We start from the raw sequence: 21,152 nt of genomic DNA, 5'->3' as shown, positions 1-21,152 counted from the left end.
AATTCAATGAGGGACTTACGGCGATATAGTTAAAAAAATAAAAAAACTTAAATCTCTGACAAGTTCCCTCAACCTATTAGTTTTTCTAATTAAATAAATCCATGCCATCTTTAAATCTGGCAATCAGACGACTAGTCAGCACAGGTACAGATAATTTCGCCATTTGGGTAGTAAAAGCACCTTATCCCAGTGGCTATGTTCATCATGATTGCGTCTGGAGTGCCAGCATGAACCAAGCTTGGCAGGAATGGCAAGAACTGTTTGCCGAGCATAGTAACCTGAACATTTCACCAAATTCCTATTCCTTCCCAGGGTTAAATGGCACCTCTCTACCACCAGAATTATTATCACCAACTGGAGGTAGACCACAAAACTATGCTGGGTTATTGATGCAACATTTTGGTAATAGTTTGTGGAAATGGGTATTTGACCAAAACGGACCAATTCCTGGCAGTTTAGAATGTAGCCACGGGATTGCGATGGGACAGGGAAAAAGTCTACGATTACGGATGGAAATCAGAGATCCTCTCATGGTGAGCCTACCTTGGGAAATTATGCAGCCTATTGGGAAGCCTGCAATTTCACTCAATCAAAATATATTATTTAGCCGTACTACTAGTGAAGTTGAAAAACTCCCCCAGTTAAGAGTTGATCCTGGTTTAAATGTTTTACTGGTTTTGGGTGAAAATGATGATCTGCAATTGCAAGAAGAGGCAAGAACTTTACAAAAAACCCTCACTCTGGGAAATCCTGGAGGTAGTAATACCTTGGGATATGCACCTTGTATGGTGCGGACACTAATTCAACCCACTCCAGAACAACTAATTGCTGAACTGGAAACCCGCGCTTACAATGTGCTTTTCTATGCTGGACATGGAATGCGAGGGGCAGATGGCGGTATATTGCTGTTGGGTTCTGGTTCCACTTTAACCGGGATTGAATTAGCTCAGGTTTTAACCCGCACTGGTATTAAACTAGCTGTGCTAAATTCTTGCTGGGGCGCACAACCTGCCGCAATTAATGGTCAGTCGTTACCCCATAGCAGTTTAACTGAAGTTTTAATTCGTTACGGTGTTCCCGCAGTTTTGGGAATGCGTGATAAAATAGCTGATCACGAAAGCCTCAGCTTTATTCAAGCCTTTGCCCAAGCATTGCGATCGCGTAAAGCAATCGATCAAGCTGTTGCCGAAGCCAGACAAAAATTATTAGTAGTATATAGCTTCATCCAACCTTCATGGACTCTCCCCGTACTCTACATGCATCCGGAATTCGATGGACGAGTGTTACGGGGATTGGACGAAGATGTGACGCAGTTTCCTGCCGATACCTTAGCCCCAGCAGAATATATCATGCCCAAAGCTTACTTGCGGGCAATATCTGGTGAAGAAGCTAAGTGGACATTAAAAAAACGGGCTACACGTATTGGTAGAACTGCCGAAAATGATATTGTGATTCCCGATTTACTCGTCTCTCGTCAGCAAGCACAAATTATTTGCGTTGTCCCCTTTGGTGAAGCTACATTAGTACCAACATATGTACTGCGTGACGAATCCAGTTATGGTACCTTTATTTCTCGCTCCGGTTCTTGGGAAAGAATCCATCGTCAGGAAATACCGCTTGAGCCAGGAATGCAGTTAAGATTTGGCAGTCCAGAAGTTTGGGAATTTTGTATTGAAAATTCTTAAGTAATGCACAGTAAAATATGAGATTTTCTCATCTTTGACCTGCATAAAATTAATTATTCATCCTGGAAAAATCATCCCTAATTTGCGGAAACACAGCACCTGAAGCTGTAGCTGTCAATACCACCGAAATTTACCCCCGACGAACTAATGACTAACCTTACCCATAACTTCGACAACTTCCAACCATTCTGCTCTCCTGCACAATTGGAATTGTTGGAAACATTACTAGAAGCTGAAGATACTGCTTATCCGTGGAATCCAGCCAAACCAGAGTCTGATGATTATTTTGGCGATGTTGAACGTCAATGCCAAATACAAGATTTATTAGACGAAGAACTGACAGTGCGATCGCAGTCTTTCTACAATCAGCTTGATACTCTTTGGTCTAATGTTTCAGCTAACCAAGAGTATAAATGTAACACCGTAGTAAATTTGGTAACTCAACTTAAAGAAAACCTGACTAAACAAATAGCAGCAAGGGTTCCCCACGAATTAATTGAACGAATTGCCGAAAAAGCATCTGAAATATTCAACCCCAAACAATCTATGGGGGAACAATTAGTATCCTGCGCTCAAGCAGTCTTACCAAGCTGGGGAAGTGATGATTTAACTGTTTTAGCCCGTCCTTTTGCCTATGCGATGCGTAACAGCGAAGCCCAAAATCTCGAAACTGTCCTTGACAAAGTTGGTGAACATGAATGGCAAACTCTCTCAGAAATTGAACAGGCACGGATTAGTGTAGCGATCGCATACTATGCATTAAAACAAATTAACGCTTTTCAAAACGAAGGTTAGTTTTGTTTTTTTAGTTCTGTCGTTCCCTATTCAGGCAATGTATGCATCACTATTTTTTACCTGCAAGCATTACTTGTAGCTATTGGTGTTTTATGGTTTAGATAGTTGAAATATAGTGGGAGCGGTTAGCCGCAAGACCTATAAATCAACCCCAATGGCATTTAGAAAAGTTCAGTTTTTAACTGTTCTTAGTGTGAAAGTGCAAATACGATCCACTGGGGATTATTCCTGCCTTCAAGTAAGGAGTGATTTTGTGAGCTTGAATACAAATTGCCCAACTATACCATATGGTAGATGCAGCGAAAAAACCTCTATCTAAAGACATAAAAACAAACCAAGGCAAATAGATGATGCTTGTAGTTAAAAGAGACAATTTCCAGGCGTTGAATCAATCATATCTAATTTGCTTTCAACCTCTGCCACCGTTACTAAAATTGCAACAATAAAAATCACTTACGTTCTAAAAAACGGGTAGCGAAGTTTTGCGATCGCGTTGGAGATAGAACCCTTGCTTTGAGGATTGCAGCCATCAAGAATGCATAGGAAACAACCCCAATCAGCACCAACAACAAAGGATAAATATTCCCAATCGTGTTCCAAAGTGCATGAAGTGATGCTGAAGTCAAGTATCCAACTAAAAGAATTTGCCAACCTTTACGAGGTTTGAGGACGGCTAAACCGATAAAATAGCCCAGGTAGCCACTATAAGCCATATGTCCAGCAGCCAAGCCCAAAATACGGGGAATCAGCAACTGTAAACCCACCAACTGTCCAGCTTCGGTACCCGATTGGAGGGCAACATTTTGGGTAATTTGCGGTACATATTGCCCTAAAGTTTCCAACAAAGTGAAGCCTACAGCCGAAGCCGTACCCAAAAGTATCCCATCTAAAGGCTCTTTTACGCCAATGCGATCGCTCCAAGCATCAGGTAGGGTTCTACCAATCAGATATATCCCCAAAACCGGCAAAGCCTTGAGCAATTCCTCCATCAAACCAGCCCCAAAAAACATATGAATTAGCAATTCAGTTAGGGTGATGGATTCATCTCGCGGTAAATTACCCGGTAAAACGACGCGAAACACAAATATAAACAAATCCAAAATTGGACTTTTTAGCAAAGCTGCGGTGGCAAGTCCCGCACCAACCAATAGCCACCAAGGCTTATGCTTACCACACAAACGATAAATAAAATAATAAGCTGCTCCAGCAATATAAGTACCAACAATAATTTGATTTGCCTGTGGGTTCCCAACAGTAGCAAACATGAACACAACAAAAATTACAGTCAGAATACCGGGTATCAAAAAAGCTTTACTAGTTAGATCTTTTGCGGTAGAGATAATCGGAAATAATTGTGTAAAGCTAACCGAATCAATCCTTGTAGCGCTGTCATTGTTAGCAGGTGCCAGGGAAGTCGGGACAGATTGGGAACCTACTACAGTCACCTGGTGTTGAATTTCATACTCAAACAATAATTGTGGACCATCATTTGCCAGCGAAATGCGATCGCCTGGTTGCAATTCCTGGCAACCTTCCAAGCGTTCTCCATTTAAATAGGTACCATTTGCACTGTTGAGATCGCAAATTACCCAGGTATTACCACCATCAGGAGAAGGAGATAGGGGACGCACCACTGCGTGACGACGTGATACCATACGGTACTTGATGGCATCCAAAACTATCTGACAGGTAGGATCTCGCCCAATTGCCACCTCTCTGTTTGCCAGCAGCGCATAGCCTAACTCAGAGCCTATTGCCGCACCGTTACCAGACACCAGCCGCAGAAAAGCATTTTGTCTTGCGTTTTTGCCTGTCATTGAGTTATGAGGAACATTTAAACTATCAATTAAAATAAGTTGGCAGTCAGACTAGTAATCTGTCAAGTAAATTTTCACAGCTTTAAAAGTTCTACACCCGATCTTAACGTTGCAATCATTAGATGACAGACTCATAGCATCAGCCACTATCTTTAGCAGAATTGCTAAATACACTATAGCTTTACTCTTCGCCAATAAAAGAGAAATTAAAAATTAAAAATTTCTAATTATTGAAATTTATCCCGCCACTTACTTGTAATTTAACAACATATCATAGGGGGAATACTGATTATTTTCCTCAAATTAAAACTCCTCCGTGATGAAACCCGGAGTTTTTTGAGGGATTCAAATGCGTCGTCGAACAACGACGTAACTGGCTATGCCTACTCAAAGTCTTGATGGAAAACTACAGTTCTCAAGATAGACGAGATTTAGTATCAAGATATATAATTTTCAAATTTAGTATTTCTTGAACCCAAATTAAATTCTGCCATTGCTTTGGGAAAATTTTCATTTTCATGGTGAGAACGACTTAACTTAATCAGTGCAAAACGTTGTATATATGTGAGATTTTGCCAATCTGTTAGTGCCAAAGACAAACCTATTTCTGTAACTTTTTTACCAACATATTCCGGAATTTCCTCAGAATTTATCCATGCTGGACGTGGATCTATTGGCAGTTCCGAAGGGAATTTTCCAGTTTTTTGAAAAATTAAATTTTGTAGATACTCTCTGTATAAATCAACTTCGGTTTCAGTTGTAGTCGGTAAATCAATCAAATTTTGACGCTGAGATTGGTTCATTTGATTCCATTCTACTAACTTTAATTTAATTCCACATATATCAAGTTTGTAGCGTACATACATAGGTATACAACGCAGTGAATCTACAAAGTCTGCTTCAAACTGAAAAAAAATTGTCATGGTTTTTTAACAGGATTTAATTTATGTTCTTGATATTCAAAATTCTTAAAATATTAATCTTAGTCTGGGATTACTAATCCTTTTAAATTAACACTACTTTCCACATCTCTCAATTCTTTACTTTGAATTAAAACACCAAAATTCCCCAATCCCATCGGGTCTAGAAGCTGTTGTAATCTATCTCGACGTTGGAGGATTTGATTAATTGGTAATTTAGAATCAGCAATTTGGGATATTCTTGTTCCTAATCCTAAAGCCATTAAAAATAATGCCTGCTGTATAAAACCAACTTTTTTCAAACCACATTTTTCTCCCCACAGTTCTAAAGCAGTAAAATCAACGTGGGTTGTAATATCTTGTTTCCCAATATTTATATAAGGATTATCATGGCGTTGATGTTGATAATAGCATTGCAAATTACCTTGATGACGACGAGGATTGTAATAGCGGGTTGCAGAATATCCATAATCGATTGTGAGTAAATATCCCTTTTGAAGTTTTGCCGACACTGTTGTTAACCAATCTAATGCGGCTAAATTAACTTCACTGCGATATTCATCAGCATATACATTGATATTAATATCTATTAATTCAAAATAACTTATTAGTTTGGAAGTTGATATTTCACCAGTTAATTCAATAAATGAATTTTCCCAATCATCATTCGATTTTGGTGAAGATTCTATTGGTAGTAAGGACTCATGAGTAACAAAAACCTCGGATATTTTGCCCTGATTGACTATAAATTGGTGAACAGGAAAAGCATCCACAAGTTCATTAGAAAAAAAACAACCTACTATTGAATTGTCACTAAGTTCTTCCCAACTGCACCAACTAACAGTAAAGTCTTTCAGCTTTTGCTGTTGCTGTTTTTGCAGAATCGGCGATTTTTCAATAATAATATATTCAAATACTTGAAAAATATCTGAGTAGTTTTGCTGTAAATAGTTGAGAATATCGGTTGCTAAATATCCTTGCCCCGCTCCCATTTCTACCAATGAAAATTTCGCTGGTTTTCCTAATGATTCCCACATATCGACAAATTGAATTGCCAACATTTCTCCAAAATCTTTACCCAAATGGACTGAAGTGAAAAAATCACCTTTTTTCCCCAAGTTTACAGCTTCAGTTGAATAATATCCATATTGAGGATCATATAAAACCATATCCATATATTCAGCAAAGGTAATTCGCTGTTCAGCACTATCAGCAATATGGTTTTTAATGATTTCACAAAAAATTGGATTAGAACTCATAATTAGTTAGTAAAATCGGGGATTAAATAAGCTTAATCTATTAATAATCGTCACGGCGAAATAGTCCAAACACAGGACTTAAAATAATTCCAAAAACAAAACCACCAATATGTGCCCAATATGCAACACCTCCACCATCTACGCTCATTTGAGATGCAACTTGAGCTAGTCCAGATATAACATTTTGGACAATAAATAACCCAATTAATACGAATGCTGGTATTCGTAAAGTTGTAAAAAAGAAACCGAGGAAAGCCAAAGTCATTACCTTAACTTGGGGAAAACGAATTAAATAAGCACCTAAAACGCCGGAAATTGCTCCACTAGCTCCCAAAGAAGGTATTACCGAGTTAACTCCAAATAGCCACTGACATAAAGCAGCTAAGGCACCGCAACAAAGGTAAAAAATTAAATATTTTAAATGCCCCATCCGATCTTCGATATTATTACCAAATACCCATAAAAACACCATATTAGAAATTAGGTGCCACCAACCGCCATGTAAAAATTGTGAGGTAAATAGGGTTGTCCACTCAATACCGGGAGTTGCACTTAATTGACGAGGAATAACCGCATAAAGCTGGAAAAACTGCTCTAATTGTGCATTCGACAGGCTAACTTCGTGGAGAAAAACCAAAATATTCATACCAATCAACCCGTAGGTAATAAACGGGGTGATACGGGTTGGGTTTTCGTCGTAAAGAGGAAACACAGGTGTTTTTAGTTATTATTGGTTAAATGTCAATATAGCCTGAATTGCGTTAGTTTGTGGAATCTAGCGCTACAGATAGTTAGGAGTTGGCAAGCAACCACGCAACTACAATTTATCAGGAAATCTGGGAAGGGGAAGGTTTCAGGATGTAGAGACGGGATATACCGGGTCTCTACAAGGTTGGTTCTTGACCAAATTGCCTTACAATAACCGTATTGGAGGCTAAATGATAGTTTATAGTAAATATTCTTCCCCCGGCTTTTTATCGTTAAATAAACCCAATACGGGACCGAGAATAGCACCAAATACGAAGCCCCCAGCATGTGCCCAATAGGCGATACCACCGCTTTCCATGCCGATATTTGTTGTTGTTTCCAAGGTTGCAATGCTGTAAAAAGCTTGTTGAATAAACCAAAATCCTAAGAAAAAATATGCGGGAACCCGGAACGTGGGGAAGAAAATACCTAAGGGGACAACTCCGAGAATTTCTGCTTGGGGAAAACGCAAAATATAGGCTCCCATCACACCTGCGATCGCGCCACTGGCTCCGAGGTTAGGTATATTAGAATCTTGGGCAAAGTACCACTGAACTAAGGATGCGAGAATTCCGCAGCCCAAATAGAAAATAATATACTTAATATGACCTAATTTATCTTCGACGTTATTACCAAAAATCCATAGAAAAAGCATATTACCGCCCAAGTGCAGTAAACCACCATGCAGAAATTGTGAAGTGATTAATGTTGCCACCTCTGGGACAGGTTGGTTAATTACAGTACCGTGAAAACTCAGGGTAAGTTCCCTAGGAACTACGGCAAATAATCGGAAAAATCCATTTAAATACTGTGGTGGCAGGCTCGACTCGTATAAAAAAGCTAGGATATTCAACGCAATTAAAGCAAAAGTTACATATGGTGTAATTGTCGTTGGATTGTTGTCTTTAATTGGAACCATTGTTGTTTTTCCTCATATTCTTGCTCACAAGGCTGAGATTAACTGATTTTCACCATGCTGACTTCTAACTCAGGTATGGGATAGCCATAAAGTTGGTTATCAGTGTTAGCTTTAACGTTGCCAAAAAAGCTCAAGTTGAGTTTTGGAAATAAGCACAAAAAAAAGGAGCATTTCGCTCCTACATAGTGACTCAAAAAAATATTGTTAATAACATTATCAGTTTTGAGATTGGGACTTGGGTACAAATTTCAGGAAAAGCAGCAAGATAAAACAGCCCTGGTGCTACTTCCCGACATTTGAACTTCAGTCAAGTTATTAGCTTGATAAAATAGTGACATACTCCTACACTGCTTGCCAGCAATACAGTGTAGGCTTCCCAGCGACTCCCGGTAATCCCGTCGGACATTAACTGAGCTTTGTTTAGACTGCACGAGATGCCCCTCCGCACAGTTTTAGCTTGCTTGATGCAGGCTAAAATACAAAAGTGCTAATAAGCTAAACCCATACTTCGAGTTGTTTCAGCACCAAGGTAGACCCGGATGCTCAAAAAGTCGGTAGGACAAGCGGTTTCGCAGCGTTTGCAACCAACACAGTCTTCGGTGCGGGGGGAAGAGGCGATTTGAGCGGCTTTACAGCCATCCCAAGGAACCATCTCCAGAACATCGGTGGGGCAAGCCCGAACACATTGAGTGCAACCGATGCAGGTATCGTAGATTTTTACAGCATGAGACATTTTTAAAAGGCTCCTTTCCGAGGACTTTTCCTGATGAAAGAATCATTAATCAAGGGCTAGTTTACCGCAGCGTCCTATCTGTCGTAAGCAAAAGGCTACATAACTTCAAACAATGTAATGCTTAGAAGCAAGAGTTGCGATTAACTGGTTATTGGGTAACTATATATTTCGGGCAGGAAATGGCAAGTTGAGGACAAAATTGCCCAGATTTAATGTTTTCACCCATGGTGAGATTAAAAAGTTACAAGCAATCAGAAGGCTTCGTATATATGAATATCAAGATAAAAATTTGGGTTGAGTCCAGATAGAAAAATCTCAATGCAGATTTTATTGAATTTGGATTATATTAAAATAATTCTTAATAGTCTGCGGTTTGTTATTCTTAGTCAAATCAGGGATAAAATTAAGTTTTGTAACGGGAGATTTCAACCCCAAAAGTTTGTCTACTCCAAGTGTTTGCCAATCAAGTAAGTAATGTCAAAATCAATTATTTGGGTACATGGTGACTGTTTAAGTCCAAACAGCCCAGCATTTGAAGATTATCCTGATGCCCCTGCTATTTGGGTATGGGATGATGCTCTATTAGCAGAGTGGCAAATCAGCTTAAAACGGATTGCTTTTATCTACGAATCTTTACTAGAGTTATCTGTGGTGATTCGGCGGGGAGATGTAGCAACAGAGGTGATTGCTTTTGCGAAAGAACATGGTGCGACGAAGGTTGTCACCATCGATAGTCCTAGTCCTCGATTTGCGATGATATGTAATTCTATAGAGAAAGAAAAGTCTCTGGAAGTGGAAATCTTTGAAGTTAACCCGTTTTTCGACTATGACGGCTTCATCGATTTGAAGCGATTTTCCCGCTATTGGAAAGTTGCGGAAAAACATGTGTATGAATAGGATTTAGAAGTTTTAACAATGGTTCGTACTGGCTACACTCTACCGGTTTTTGCGGTGGCTGCGGCAAAAGCGGCTTTACTCCATCTCCAAAATCCCCAGGAAAAGCTATCTTTCATTACTTTGGATTTACTACCTGATGCAGCAGATATTCTCATCCAGCAAGTTGCTTGCTTAGATTCTACAACAGCTTTGGGAATTACTCAAAGTGATCCTGGTGATAACTTAGATTTGACGAGGAATACACCAATTTGGGCTTGGGTACAGTTATCTCCACGACAGGATGAAGTGCTAATTCTGGAGGGTGGTGAAGGATTAGGGAAAACTTCGACGGGGGAAGCTGCAATTTATAGTTTTGCGCGGCGGTTGTTTGATGCTAATTTGTTGGGATTGATACCTCAAGATAAATCTTTGACGGTGAAAGTGATTCTACCGGAGGGTAGAGAGTTAGCAAAACGCACTTCCAATGAGGCTTTTGGAGTTTTAGAGGGTTTGTCTTTGTTGGGTACTAGTGGTATTTCTCAACCTTTAAGTGCAGAAGAACACTTGGATGAATTCCGTAGTGAGTTGCGAGTCAAAGTTAAGAATCATCCCAACTTAGTATTTTGTATTGGCAGTAATGGTAAATCTGTTGCCCAACGTTTGGGGATTTCTGAAGATGTAATTGTTTCCACTGGTAACTGGTTGGGTGCGTTGTTGGTGGAAGCTGGTTTGCATGGTGCTGAGTCGGTTTTGTTGTTGGGATATCAAGGTAAATTAATTAAGTTAGCTGGGGGAATTTTTAATACTTCGAGCCATTTGGCTGATGGGAAGCTGGAAATTATTGCTGCTGCGGTGATTCAGGTAACGGGAAGTTTAGATGCTGCTAAGGCTGTTTTGGGATGTAAAACTGCTGATGATGCTTATAAGGTTTTGGTAGATATGGGTTTGGCAGAGACGGTTTTTGGGTATTTGAGAAATAAGATTAAGGTGCAGGCTGAGGGTTATGTGCAAAAGTATGCGGGGAAATCTGTTGAGGTGAGTGTGGTGTTGTTTGATAGGTTGGGTGGGGTGATTTAATATTTTTAACGCAGAGGGACGCATTAGACGCTTTTGCGGCTACCTTTGGAAGTCACTCCGTGCCTACCCGCAGGGTAGGGAAGCGCAGAGGGGCGCAGAGAGTAGTTTGCGGGAGATTATTCTTCTGCTAAACTTCCCTTCGGGAACCCTAAAAGCGAACGGAAGAGAGAAGAGGAGGGTTGGTTGATTATTTGGAAGTTGTCATAAGTCTGATGTGGGGTATCATGAAGTTATCATTTCTGTTGGAGTTAAATAGTGTCAGAAAATAATCTCCAAATAGATGAAAGTCTTCTCCAAGAAGCCCTTACTTTAGGTAATTATCAAAGCAACAGTGCAGTTATTGAAGCTGCTTTGCAAGAGTATATTCAACGTCGCAAACAACTCCAAGTTATGAAATTGTTTGGCACAATTGACTATGACTCTGATTACAACTATAAACAGCAACGACAAAAGGCATGAGTGTTATTGTTGATACATCTGTTTGGTCACTCGCTTTACGCCGAAATACACCAGATAATGCAGCAGATGTCATCACTTCTTTTCGTGATTTGATTACTAATGGACGGGTTGTTTTATTGGGAGTTATTCGTCAGGAGATCCTTTCTGGTATCCGTCATGTTGAGCAGTTTGAGAAATTACGAGATTATCTCCGTCCTTTTCCAAATTTAGAACTAAGCATAACAGATTACGAACTGGCTGCTGAGTTTTTTAATACTTGTCGCAGTAATGGTGTTCAAGGTTCAAATACTGATTTTTTGATATGTGCAGCCGCAGTCAATCGTGGCTACAATATTTTGACTAAAGATAAGGATTTTGAGAATTTTAAAATACACGTTCCAATTGTGTTGCTATAAGTTGAACATGATGTTTGGAAATGTAAGTTCTAAATTAGAGAAAATTAATGATTTTGCATGATGCATAGAGATACGAAAAATGGGGGGGGGAGGAGTGCGTTTACTGATTTTGGGGGGGACTGGTGATGCTGCGGAGTTGGCTAGAAGGGTTGTGGAGATACCTGCTTTAGAGGTTAGGGTATCTTTGGCTGGTCGCACTCGTCAACCGGGTGAGGTTTCGGGGTTGGTGCGGGTGGGGGGTTTTGGTGGTGTTGCGGGGTTGGTTGATTATTTGGAAGCTGAGAAAATTGACTTGCTGGTTGATGCAACTCATCCTTTTGCTGCTAAGATTTCTGAGAATGCAGCAGTTGCCGCAAAACAGACAGGTATACGCAACTTGATGTTAGTACGTCCTGGTTGGGAAAAGCTTCCTGGTGATGATTGGTATGAAGTTGAGAGTGTGGAAGCTGCTGCGGAGATGCTTCCAAGTTTGGGGAAACGGGTATTTTTAACCATTGGGAGACAACAATTAGACAGATTTTCCCACCTTCATGATACTTGGTTTTTGATGCGTTCTATTGATCCACCGGAAACGCAAATACCAGGGGGAAAACTATTATGCGATCGCGGTCCGTTTTCGTTGGACAATGAAAAACAACTCCTCCAAAAATACCAAATAGACACCCTAGTTAGTAAAAATAGTGGTGGTGATGCAACTTACGCCAAAATCATCGCTGCACGAGAACTAGGAATTAAAGTCATCATGATACAACGTCCCCCAATCCCCCATGGAGAAAAAGTCACAGACGTTGATGCCGCGTTAAAATGGCTCAAAGAGTTTCCCTAACCTCTCTCTTCTCCCTCTCTCTCTCCCTCTTCTCTTCCGTTCGCTTTTAGCGTTCCCGAAGGGTAGTTTAGCGGAAGAATAATCTCCCGCTAACTTCTCTCTACGTACCTCTGCGCTTCCCTCCGCGAAACTCTGCGTTAAAAATACTAATTTCCAAACGCCTAATAATCAAAATAAATAAATGGTAAACTCCCTTCAGGAGCCAGCAACCAAACAAAATAGAAACATAAAGGCACAAGTACCAACTTCAAATGCCATTTAAACTGCACCTCCAGTCGCCGTTGAAAGATGTAAAATACACTCATCCACATCACCAAAAACAAAAACGCCATCCCCAACTGCATCGGACTCAACTTTAACGACTCTACATACACCAACTGAGCAAATTGTACATCTGCTGGATGTCCCCATAAATTCTTCACTACCAAAACTGAATCTTGGAGATTGGGAAGTTTAAACCAAATCCAAGAAAAGAACACCATCAATTGGGTAAGTAACCAAGCAACTATAGTACCAGGTGGAGTTTGCCAAAATAGCTTTAGTGCGGGAGTGCGATCGCTGACTACATCCGTGAGACGATGTACTGCTAGGGCAAATCCGTGTAATAGTCCCCAAACAAGGAAACCGAGTGCTGCACCATGCCAAATGCCAGCAATTAACATCACTATTACTAAGTTAATGCAGGTACGCACCAAACCACGACGGGAACCTCCTAGGGGAAAATATAGATAGTTTCGCAACCAATCTCCTAATGTCATGTGCCAACGTCGCCAAAAGTCGGCAATACTGGTACTAAAGTAGGGAAAATCAAAGTTTTCTGGTAATACTAATCCGAATAATAGGGTGCTACCCCTGGCAATATCAACGTAGCCACTAAAATCAAGGTACAATTGCAATCCATAGGCAAGGATTGCTAACCATAAATCTGTACTTCCGGCTCTTTGAATGTTACCAAAGCATAAGTCAACGTAGATCCCAATGTTATCTGCTAGTAAACCTTTTTTGACTGCACCTTTGGCAATTAACCAGAGTGCTTCTGCGAATAAATCTGGTGTGGGTAATCTCGGTTCTGTAAATTGATTAGCTAAATTTTGAAACCGAGTGATGGGACCTGATGTAATCTTAGTAAATAGGAGTTTATATGCGGCGAAATCAATGAATTTTTGACTAGCTGGTGCTCCTCTATAAATATCAACTAAATAGGCAATACATTCAAATGTAATATAGGAAATACCCAAGGGAACAATGACTTTTAATGTTCCGGAATCTGAGGTATTGGGAATGATTGATGTGAGAATTGGAAAGGGCTTTAATAGGGAATTCGTATATTTAAAAGCAAAAAGCAATACCAAATTAGTAACAATTCCAAAACTTAAAATCCACAAGCGGCGGCGATTCCAATCGGAGTTAGCAAATTGCCATTCTTCATCTGATATTTGAAAGTCTTGATTATGTTTTCCTGGTGAGGTATTTTTCCCAAGAGATAATCCTAATTGATAGTTAATAAAAACCAGTACTAATAGCAAAGGTATATATATAGTTTGCAGCGAAGCATAAAAAGCTACGCTAGCACCAAATAACGTCCATAAGCGTAAACTTTTTTCTCCTACCGACCAATAAATGGCGACAACACTAAATAAGAATAATCCGTATAATACTGATATAAAATTCATCGTTTGTTGTTACTAGCGCGGGATTGATAGTTAACTTATTACTTATTACTTATTACTTATTACTCATCCAAGGTATCATCGGATCATTTGCCAACTTCTTTGAGACTTCATAGGCACCAAAACGGTTCAAATGGCTCGGATCTGAGAAAAAACCGTTATTTTGGGGATATAGTCGGCTTAAATCCCGGAAAGTGAAGTTTTCATATTCCGAGGCTAAATTTACCATATACTGCTGAAATTCCTGCTCGTGTTTGCTACGAATCGAATCCAGGTATTCAGCAGTTAGAGGCATATTCGCAAACACGATGGATATTTTATGCGATCGCGCAAATTGGAGAACTGCTAAAATTGCTGCATCTTGGATTCCTGCCAGTTGAAATGATTTATAGTCGTTGTCGTAGTCTCCCGATACCTTCGGATGTTTCTGGTAGTAGGTTACGGGGTCAAAACGGGTGGATAATGCCAAAAATCCATCAAAATCCACCGATTCTTCCACTACTTGTTCTGCGTTGGAATTTTTACTTTCCTTAATTGAACTTCCAGGAAAGATTTTTAATTGTTCTCCCAAAAAGGTTTTCAACTCGCTACGCTTGGGATAGGTTGCCGATACACTAGCTAATCCGTCACTCAACCATTTATTAACTGCTTGATAACTGTTTTCTTGCTGGCTATCAACCACTTGGGGATTTTTCACCAAATCAGTATTTTCACCCCTAGCAAATGACTTTTCAATGGCTTTTTTATAACCGGGAGAAGCGGCAATCGAACGAAAAGTGATATCTTCTCTACCACTATTAAATGCCCTTGCCCCATCTGCCCAAATAATTAATTTTGGGATTTCACTGGGTTCTAAGGCATGTTGTAGCATAAAGTTTACCACCTGTGCGGTGGCTCCATTTATACCCAAATTGAATATATCTAAATTACCATAACCCTGTGCCGCCAAACCCTTGCCAAGGGCTACCGGATCTACACCTCGCAAACCCCGTGAGGAACCAATAATCAAAACATCTGGTGGTTTTCCAGCTTTAGCAAGTTTCTCTTTATACAGAGCTAACTGTTCATCCAACTGGCGAGCGTTGAAAGTTGGAGTTTGCGATCGCGCTGCCAGTAAAATAGCTGTAGCGGTGGCTTTTTCTTTGGTATCACTGGTAAAGCTGGAGGCGTTAAAGGTAGAATTTCCATTATTATCACCAGTAAAAGCAGCAGTGCGATCGCTACTTTGATCGGGTGATGTTTCTGCAACCTTGGGTAATGGTGGTGAATCCTGAGAAATCACCTGATTTAAACCCCAATCCACTTGAACGGTTAGCAATAAACCTAAAAATCCCCAAATAGCTGCCACTGAGTATCCTTGAAACGGCAAACTCCGTTCATCAGAGTCAACAATCTCGCTAAATATGGGAGTTGCTACCAACCATTTTCGCGCACTTGCAGTCCAATCTTGAGCAACCTCAGCTACGAAACTGGGAAATTCTGAGGCTTTGAAGTCAGGACGTAAAATTGGTTCATCAACATCCGCTGGTAAAAGTTCTCGTACATACCCAGCAGAAACAGCAAATTCTGGTGTTGCTTCGGGGACAAAACGGCGACGTGTCGCAAAATCCATCCCCTGATTCCAAACTGGTTCTTTGTTACCAGCGCGTCTGCCATATATGCGTACACCTAACAAACCGGGAATTCGCAATTCCTTCACCAATTGGGCAACTTTCACAGCTACCTTTTTCCGACTGGGACAAACAGGTGCATCACACATCACATGAAGTAAATCAGCTTTACGTAGTAAAAGGACGCGAATTCCCCCAGTTTTCAACCGTAAATCCAAATCAGGATTGAGAACACGTTCCAAAAGAAAAGTTAACGCAGCTTCATCCCCAGAACTAGCTAATTCTAAGGGAGAAACCGCCAAATTTGGATGTTCTTGAGCAGGTAAAGACACCCAATCCACCCAAGCAGGTTGATTTTGATTTTGCACCTGCCCATATACAGCAGTATTGTAGATTGCCTGGGGCGCGATCGCATTCAACAAAGAACCGGCTTTTTCCACACAGATTTTTTGCTCAGGAACCTTTGCAGCAGTGCAAAATACATGTAATGTCGATTCCTGAAGCGAAGTTGTCACCTTAATCCCATCACTAATAAATTCCTCCAGCAACAACCGGGAAATGGACTGTAAATCACCCCATCTTGCCCATTCCTTCAACATCAAATCGGGAGGTTTCAAATCCACCCGCAACAACCAGTCAGGTTTACTTTCCCCCGTTACTTGGGTGACAATTACCGCATCTTGGTACCCTGTCAACTTCAAATAACGCAACTTTTTGGCAATGGGTTCGGCAATTAAAGATTCTGGTGGACTATAACTAGATTGACATAAAATCCACAACCGATTCTCAGTTACTTGGGGATTATCTTTGAGCTTTTGCTTCTTGACTTTTACCTTGACGCTAATGCCAAAGGAACTTAGAGTTTCACTCAAATAACGGGCAATCGCCTCCGGATCACCTTGACGAGCTAAACTTTCATTAGAAACAATTAACCCCCCAGCTTTCCCTGCATCACGCAACAGCGCTTGTTCAACCTGCTGCAAATGCCTATCTAACTGATTTAAATATACCCGGTGACACCACTGCGGACGATTTTCACCTTTTTTGCGTCCGTACACCAATACTTGATAAATTGATGGTTGTTCACTGTCATTTGCCGTCAAAGCATCTAAATCTGTTTGTTGTAATGCTCTAAGCAAATCAGATAAAATCTGCCACCGTTTTGGACATTCTCCCCCTTCACATAAAATATGTAGATCATTTCCTCGCAACCTGATTTTCACCCCCAAGGTATTAATACCCGTTGCTTGGCTGACCCATTGCACTATATTCTTTTGTCGATCTAGTGATGCTGTTTTCATGGGAAGTGATTTTACAAGAGAACATCGGGGACGGGAGAAAAATCTGGTTACAGACTCGCCACTAATTGTAGATCGCTAAATCTCACATTTAGCAGAGGGACTACATGCAAAGTTAGCGGAGATTTGACTACAGCTAAACTTTATTCGAGAAACACATATATAACCTGTGGGAAGGTTCGACGACATCCGCATTTACAAATTCATAATTCATCCTATAGCTTGAAAAGATTCTGACTATTGTATTCTGCTGCACATACAACTTACATACTTTCAACTCGGTACTCCTTTGGTGTCTGAAACCTTGTAAACTGGAATTATAGAATTATTGCAATATTAAGTTTCCTCGCAATTCGTTATCCTATTAGCTTGCAAAATTCGTCAAGATAGTTTTGTAATGTCCGAATGAAAAGGCAGGGTAGAATGATCTCTTAACCCTGGTGTGGAGTTCCTAAACTTCTCTTTCTCCCTGCCAAAAGCCTCTTATTCAAGCAAGATATCCGAATTTGCTTGAGCTTACGCCAACGATTCTACAATAGCGAAGATAAACCCAATGCCACCCCTTAACCCCAAAAACACATCCAGTAATGGATTTAACCTCGGTTTGTTTGCAATTCCTCAGTCAATTGTTTTGCAGGTGGGTACATCCTCACTTATGCTAGCTCTAGTCGCCCAAAAAGCCGCTTTTGAAGCGATGGAAAGCATTGGACAAGCAAGTGAGGAAATCTTTAGAGGTGAACGATTACCAATTCTAGATTTTCCCGAATCTGAAAGTCAAAAAAGTAGCTAAGAAATATACCTTTTTCTTCGGTACTTATAGTAGACAAGATAGCTGTAAGTCATGACAAGGCTAGATAAATAAACCATAGTTGGTTATAGAACAAAAAGAATATGGGTTCTCTTATATACTCTTTTGCTGAAGCAGTAAATATCTATCCTGCATCCGATTTATTTTTACGCCATCGCCTTCAGGTGGTAGAAGAACTGTGGGAAGAAGTATTACAACAAGAATGTGGTCAAGCAACGGTTGATTTACTCAAAAAACTGCGGGATTTATGTTCACCAGAGGGACAAGCGACTAAAGATCAGGCAGCTTCGGTGTTCAAATTAATCGAACAATTGAGCATCAATGAAGCAATCAGGGCAGCACGAGCATTTGCACTGTATTTTCAGCTGATCAATATTATCGAGCAAGATTACGAACAACGCCAACAATTAACTCGCTACGAAGCTGAACCAGAAAATAAAGGCGAAGAAGCAGTTACAAGCACCGTATACTGCCAAGATGAAGAAAGCTTTCACCATAATAATGGTGTCGGAGCAGAAATGCTGGCTAAAAGTTGGCATAATTCCGACAATAGTAAACATAAAGGGACTTTTTCCGGATTATTCCCCCAACTATTCAAATTGAATGTTCCACCCCAACAAATTCAACGTTTAATTTCCCATTTGGATGTACAGTTAGTTTTTACAGCACACCCAACAGAAATTGTCCGCCATACCATTCGTGGGAAACAACGTCAAGTTGTCCAGCTTTTACAGCAATTGGATGCCTTAGAAAAACGGGCAGGTGGAAGTCTCACAGGCGGCTTTTTGTGGGAAGCTGAAGAACTCCAATCACAATTAATCGAAGAGATTAGATTATGGTGGCGAACTGATGAATTACACCAGTTTAAACCCTCCGTCCTAGATGAAGTCGATTATGCTCTCCACTACTTCCAAGAAGTTCTCTTTGATGCCATACCCCAACTATATCGCCGCTTCAAACATACCCTGAACCAAACCTTTCCCTGGTTAGAACCACCTCAAAAAAACTTCTGTAAATTTGGTTCCTGGGTAGGAGGAGACAGAGATGGAAATCCATCGGTGACACCAGCAATTACTTGGGAAACTGCATGTTACCAAAGAAATATAGTCCTAGAGAAATATACCAAAGCTGTAAAACAACTAATTGAGTTAATTAGTGTCTCCATGCAGTGGAGTGATGTGCTTCCCGATTTGCTGGAATCCCTGGAAATGGAACAAGCGCAGATGAGCGAAGTTTACGATCAATTGGCACTACGCTACCGCCAAGAGCCATATCGATTGAAGCTATCATACATCCTCAAGCGGTTGGAAAATACCAGCATCCGGAACAAAGCTTTACAAAAAGGCGAAATTCTCAACGACGAACATCATCATCACGTTTACCATTCCGGAGAAGAATTCCTCGCGGAACTGCGGCTAATTCAACACAACCTTTCGGAAACAGGTTTAACTAGCCAACAGCTAGAAAACCTCATTTGTCAAGTGGAAATTTTCGGCTTTAACCTGACACAGCTAGATATTCGTCAAGAATCATCTCGTCATGCCGATGCGTTAAACGAAGTTGTCGAGTATTTAGGGATTTTAAACAAACCCTACAACGACATGAGCGAAGTTGAGCGGGTAGCTTGGTTAACCAGCGAACTTAAAACCCGTCGTCCCCTAATTGCCGCAGAACTACCATTTTCCGAGAAAACCAACGACGTAATCAGCACTTTCCGCATCGTGCGATCGCTTCAACAAGAATTTGGCTATAATGTCTGCCAAACCTACATCATCAGCATGTGTCGTGAAGTCAGCGACGTGTTGGAAGTCCTACTTTTTGCCAAAGAAGCCGGACTTTATGATCCTGGTACCGCAATCGGGACAATTCAAGTAGTTCCCCTATTTGAAACCGTTGAAGACTTACTGCGATCGCGTAGTGTCATGGGTGAACTATTTGAACTTCCACTTTACCGCGCTCTCCTGGCAGGTGGCTACGAAATCACCGAAAATCATCCCAACTCCCTCTCCCCCACATCCTCACCCCTCACCCCCAACCTCCAAGAGGTGATGCTAGGATATTCCGACAGCAACAAAGATTCTGGCTTTTTAAGCAGTAATTGGGAAATCCATAAAGCTCAAAAATCCCTCCAGGAAATTGCTGAGGGATACGGTATAAGTTTACGCATTTTTCATGGTAGAGGTGGTTCAGTAGGGCGAGGTGGTGGACCAGCCTACGAAGCAATTTTGGCACAACCAGGACACAGTATAAATGGACGCATTAAAATCACCGAACAAGGAGAAGTCCTCGCCTCCAAATACTCCCTGCGCGACCTAGCCCTATATAACCTCGAAACCATCACCACAGCCGTCATCCAAGCCAGCCTCCTAAAAACAGGCTTCGACGACATCGAAGCCTGGAACGAAATCATGGAAGAACTCGCCGCGCGATCGCGTCAACACTACCGCGCCCTAATTTACGAACAACCCGACTTCATCGACTTCTTCCACCAAGTCACCCCCATCGAAGAAATCAGCCAACTGCAAATCAGTTCCCGTCCAGCCCGTCGTCCTTCCGGCAAAAAAGACCTAACCAGCCTGCGGGCAATTCCCTGGGTATTTAGTTGGACACAAATCCGTGTCCTTCTCCCCTCCTGGTATGGAGTCGGCACCGCCCTCCAAGAATTCCTCAACGAAGAACCCGAAGAACACATGAAGCTGCTGCGTTACTTCTACATCAAATGGCCCTTCTTCAAAATGGTAATTTCCAAAGCCGAAATGACCCTGGCTAAAGTAGACTTACAAATGGCAAGTCATTACGTCCAGGAATTATCACATCCCGAAGACAAACCCCGATTTGATAAAGTCTTCGCCCAAATTGCCGAAGAATACTATCTCACCCGAAATTTAGTTCTGCAAATTACCGGGAATAAATGTCTTTTAGATGGCGACCCTGTACTTCAGCGCTCAGTACAATTACGCAACGGGACAATTGTTCCCCTAGGATTTATTCAGGTGTCCCTACTCAAACGTTTGCGCCAATCCAAAAATATCCCCACCTCAGCCGTAATTCATTCCCGCTACAGTAAAGGGGAACTACTACGTGGTGCCTTGCTGACTATCAACGGTATCGCCGCTGGAATGAGAAACACAGGTTGAAGAAGAAAAACATGGACTTTCTAGCAGAGGACAGGAAGAAATACCTGCTAGAAAGCTCATCAAACTTCCTGGAATGTGTGGAAACTCAGTGTCTTTAAACCTGAGAGGAAACACGACTCAA

General features: G+C 41.0%; 17 protein-coding genes. 9 read left to right on the top strand and 8 right to left on the bottom strand.

The features are described 5' to 3' along the window. Positions 1–101: 101 nt before the first annotated feature. Together CAL6303_RS06095 and CAL6303_RS06090 are read left to right on the top strand one after the other, a co-directional pair. Entirely contained in the window at positions 102–1,685 is a 1,584-nt protein-coding gene (locus CAL6303_RS06095; RefSeq protein WP_015196976.1) for a CHAT domain-containing protein, read from the top strand. Positions 1,686–1,832: 147 nt separating this feature from the next. After that, a complete protein-coding gene (locus CAL6303_RS06090) occupies positions 1,833–2,480 on the top strand; it encodes a hypothetical protein (RefSeq protein WP_015196975.1) in 648 nt (215 codons plus the stop codon). 449 nt (positions 2,481–2,929) lie between these two features. Here the strand turns inward: CAL6303_RS06090 and CAL6303_RS06085 are convergent, their stop codons facing one another. The 6 genes from CAL6303_RS06085 to psaC form a co-directional block, all read right to left on the bottom strand. Further along, a complete protein-coding gene (locus tag CAL6303_RS06085; protein WP_015196974.1) occupies positions 2,930–4,297 on the bottom strand; it encodes a PrsW family glutamic-type intramembrane protease in 1,368 nt (455 codons plus the stop codon). A 437-nt stretch (positions 4,298–4,734) separates the two neighbouring features. Continuing rightward, entirely contained in the window at positions 4,735–5,220 is a 486-nt protein-coding gene (locus CAL6303_RS06080) for a nitrate reductase associated protein (protein ID WP_015196973.1), read from the bottom strand. Between the two features lie 59 nt (positions 5,221–5,279). After that, complete coding sequence (locus tag CAL6303_RS06075) at positions 5,280–6,476, bottom strand: class I SAM-dependent methyltransferase (protein WP_015196972.1); 1,197 nt, start codon at positions 6,474–6,476, stop codon at positions 5,280–5,282. A gap of 40 nt (positions 6,477–6,516) precedes the next feature. After that, the gene (locus tag CAL6303_RS06070) at positions 6,517–7,188 is read right to left on the bottom strand and encodes a rhomboid family intramembrane serine protease (protein WP_015196971.1); all 672 of its coding nucleotides are present in this window, start codon (positions 7,186–7,188) and stop codon (positions 6,517–6,519) included. A gap of 234 nt (positions 7,189–7,422) precedes the next feature. Beyond that, complete coding sequence (locus CAL6303_RS06065) at positions 7,423–8,142, bottom strand: rhomboid family intramembrane serine protease (protein WP_015196970.1); 720 nt, start codon at positions 8,140–8,142, stop codon at positions 7,423–7,425. A 487-nt stretch (positions 8,143–8,629) separates the two neighbouring features. Continuing rightward, complete coding sequence (gene psaC, locus CAL6303_RS06060) at positions 8,630–8,875, bottom strand: photosystem I iron-sulfur center protein PsaC (RefSeq protein ID WP_015196969.1); 246 nt, start codon at positions 8,873–8,875, stop codon at positions 8,630–8,632. A gap of 474 nt (positions 8,876–9,349) precedes the next feature. Between psaC and CAL6303_RS06055 the strand changes: the two genes are divergently transcribed. The 5 genes from CAL6303_RS06055 to CAL6303_RS06035 all read left to right on the top strand — a co-directional run bounded on the left by CAL6303_RS06055 (position 9,350) and on the right by CAL6303_RS06035 (position 12,508). Further along, positions 9,350–9,772, top strand: a complete 423-nt coding sequence (locus CAL6303_RS06055; protein WP_015196968.1) for a hypothetical protein — start codon at positions 9,350–9,352, stop codon at positions 9,770–9,772. 18 nt (positions 9,773–9,790) lie between these two features. Next, positions 9,791–10,828 (top strand): cobalt-precorrin-5B (C(1))-methyltransferase CbiD, encoded by a 1,038-nt coding sequence (gene cbiD, locus CAL6303_RS06050; RefSeq protein WP_015196967.1) that lies wholly within the window; start codon positions 9,791–9,793, stop codon positions 10,826–10,828. 255 nt (positions 10,829–11,083) lie between these two features. Further along, positions 11,084–11,287 carry a type II toxin-antitoxin system VapB family antitoxin gene (locus CAL6303_RS06045; protein ID WP_015196966.1) on the top strand — a complete coding sequence of 68 codons (204 nt, stop codon included), beginning with the start codon at positions 11,084–11,086 and terminating at the stop codon, positions 11,285–11,287. After that, on the top strand, positions 11,284–11,682 hold the full coding sequence (locus CAL6303_RS06040) for a PIN domain-containing protein (RefSeq protein WP_015196965.1): 399 nt from the start codon (positions 11,284–11,286) through the stop codon (positions 11,680–11,682). The genes CAL6303_RS06045 and CAL6303_RS06040 overlap by 4 nt, the downstream gene beginning before the upstream one ends. 79 nt (positions 11,683–11,761) lie before the next feature. After that, a complete protein-coding gene (locus tag CAL6303_RS06035; RefSeq protein ID WP_015196964.1) occupies positions 11,762–12,508 on the top strand; it encodes a cobalt-precorrin-6A reductase in 747 nt (248 codons plus the stop codon). Between the two features lie 161 nt (positions 12,509–12,669). Here CAL6303_RS06035 and CAL6303_RS06030 read toward each other — a convergent pair whose 3' ends face one another. Both CAL6303_RS06030 and CAL6303_RS06025 read right to left on the bottom strand, forming a co-directional pair. After that, entirely contained in the window at positions 12,670–14,181 is a 1,512-nt protein-coding gene (locus CAL6303_RS06030) for an MBOAT family O-acyltransferase (RefSeq protein ID WP_015196963.1), read from the bottom strand. Between the two features lie 52 nt (positions 14,182–14,233). Then, complete coding sequence (locus CAL6303_RS06025) at positions 14,234–17,089, bottom strand: hypothetical protein (RefSeq protein ID WP_015196962.1); 2,856 nt, start codon at positions 17,087–17,089, stop codon at positions 14,234–14,236. Positions 17,090–17,639: 550 nt separating this feature from the next. Between CAL6303_RS06025 and CAL6303_RS06020 the strand changes: the two genes are divergently transcribed. Both CAL6303_RS06020 and ppc read left to right on the top strand, forming a co-directional pair. Then, positions 17,640–17,876, top strand: a complete 237-nt coding sequence (locus CAL6303_RS06020; RefSeq protein ID WP_015196961.1) for a hypothetical protein — start codon at positions 17,640–17,642, stop codon at positions 17,874–17,876. Between the two features lie 101 nt (positions 17,877–17,977). Further along, the gene (ppc, locus tag CAL6303_RS06015; protein ID WP_015196960.1) at positions 17,978–21,031 is read left to right on the top strand and encodes a phosphoenolpyruvate carboxylase; all 3,054 of its coding nucleotides are present in this window, start codon (positions 17,978–17,980) and stop codon (positions 21,029–21,031) included. Positions 21,032–21,152 lie beyond the last annotated feature (121 nt).

This window comes from Calothrix sp. PCC 6303, assembly GCF_000317435.1.
Lineage (GTDB): Bacteria > Cyanobacteriota > Cyanobacteriia > Cyanobacteriales > Nostocaceae > PCC-6303.
The sequence above is the reverse complement of the archived record's forward strand: the minus strand, read 5'-3'. Positions and strand labels throughout refer to the sequence as shown.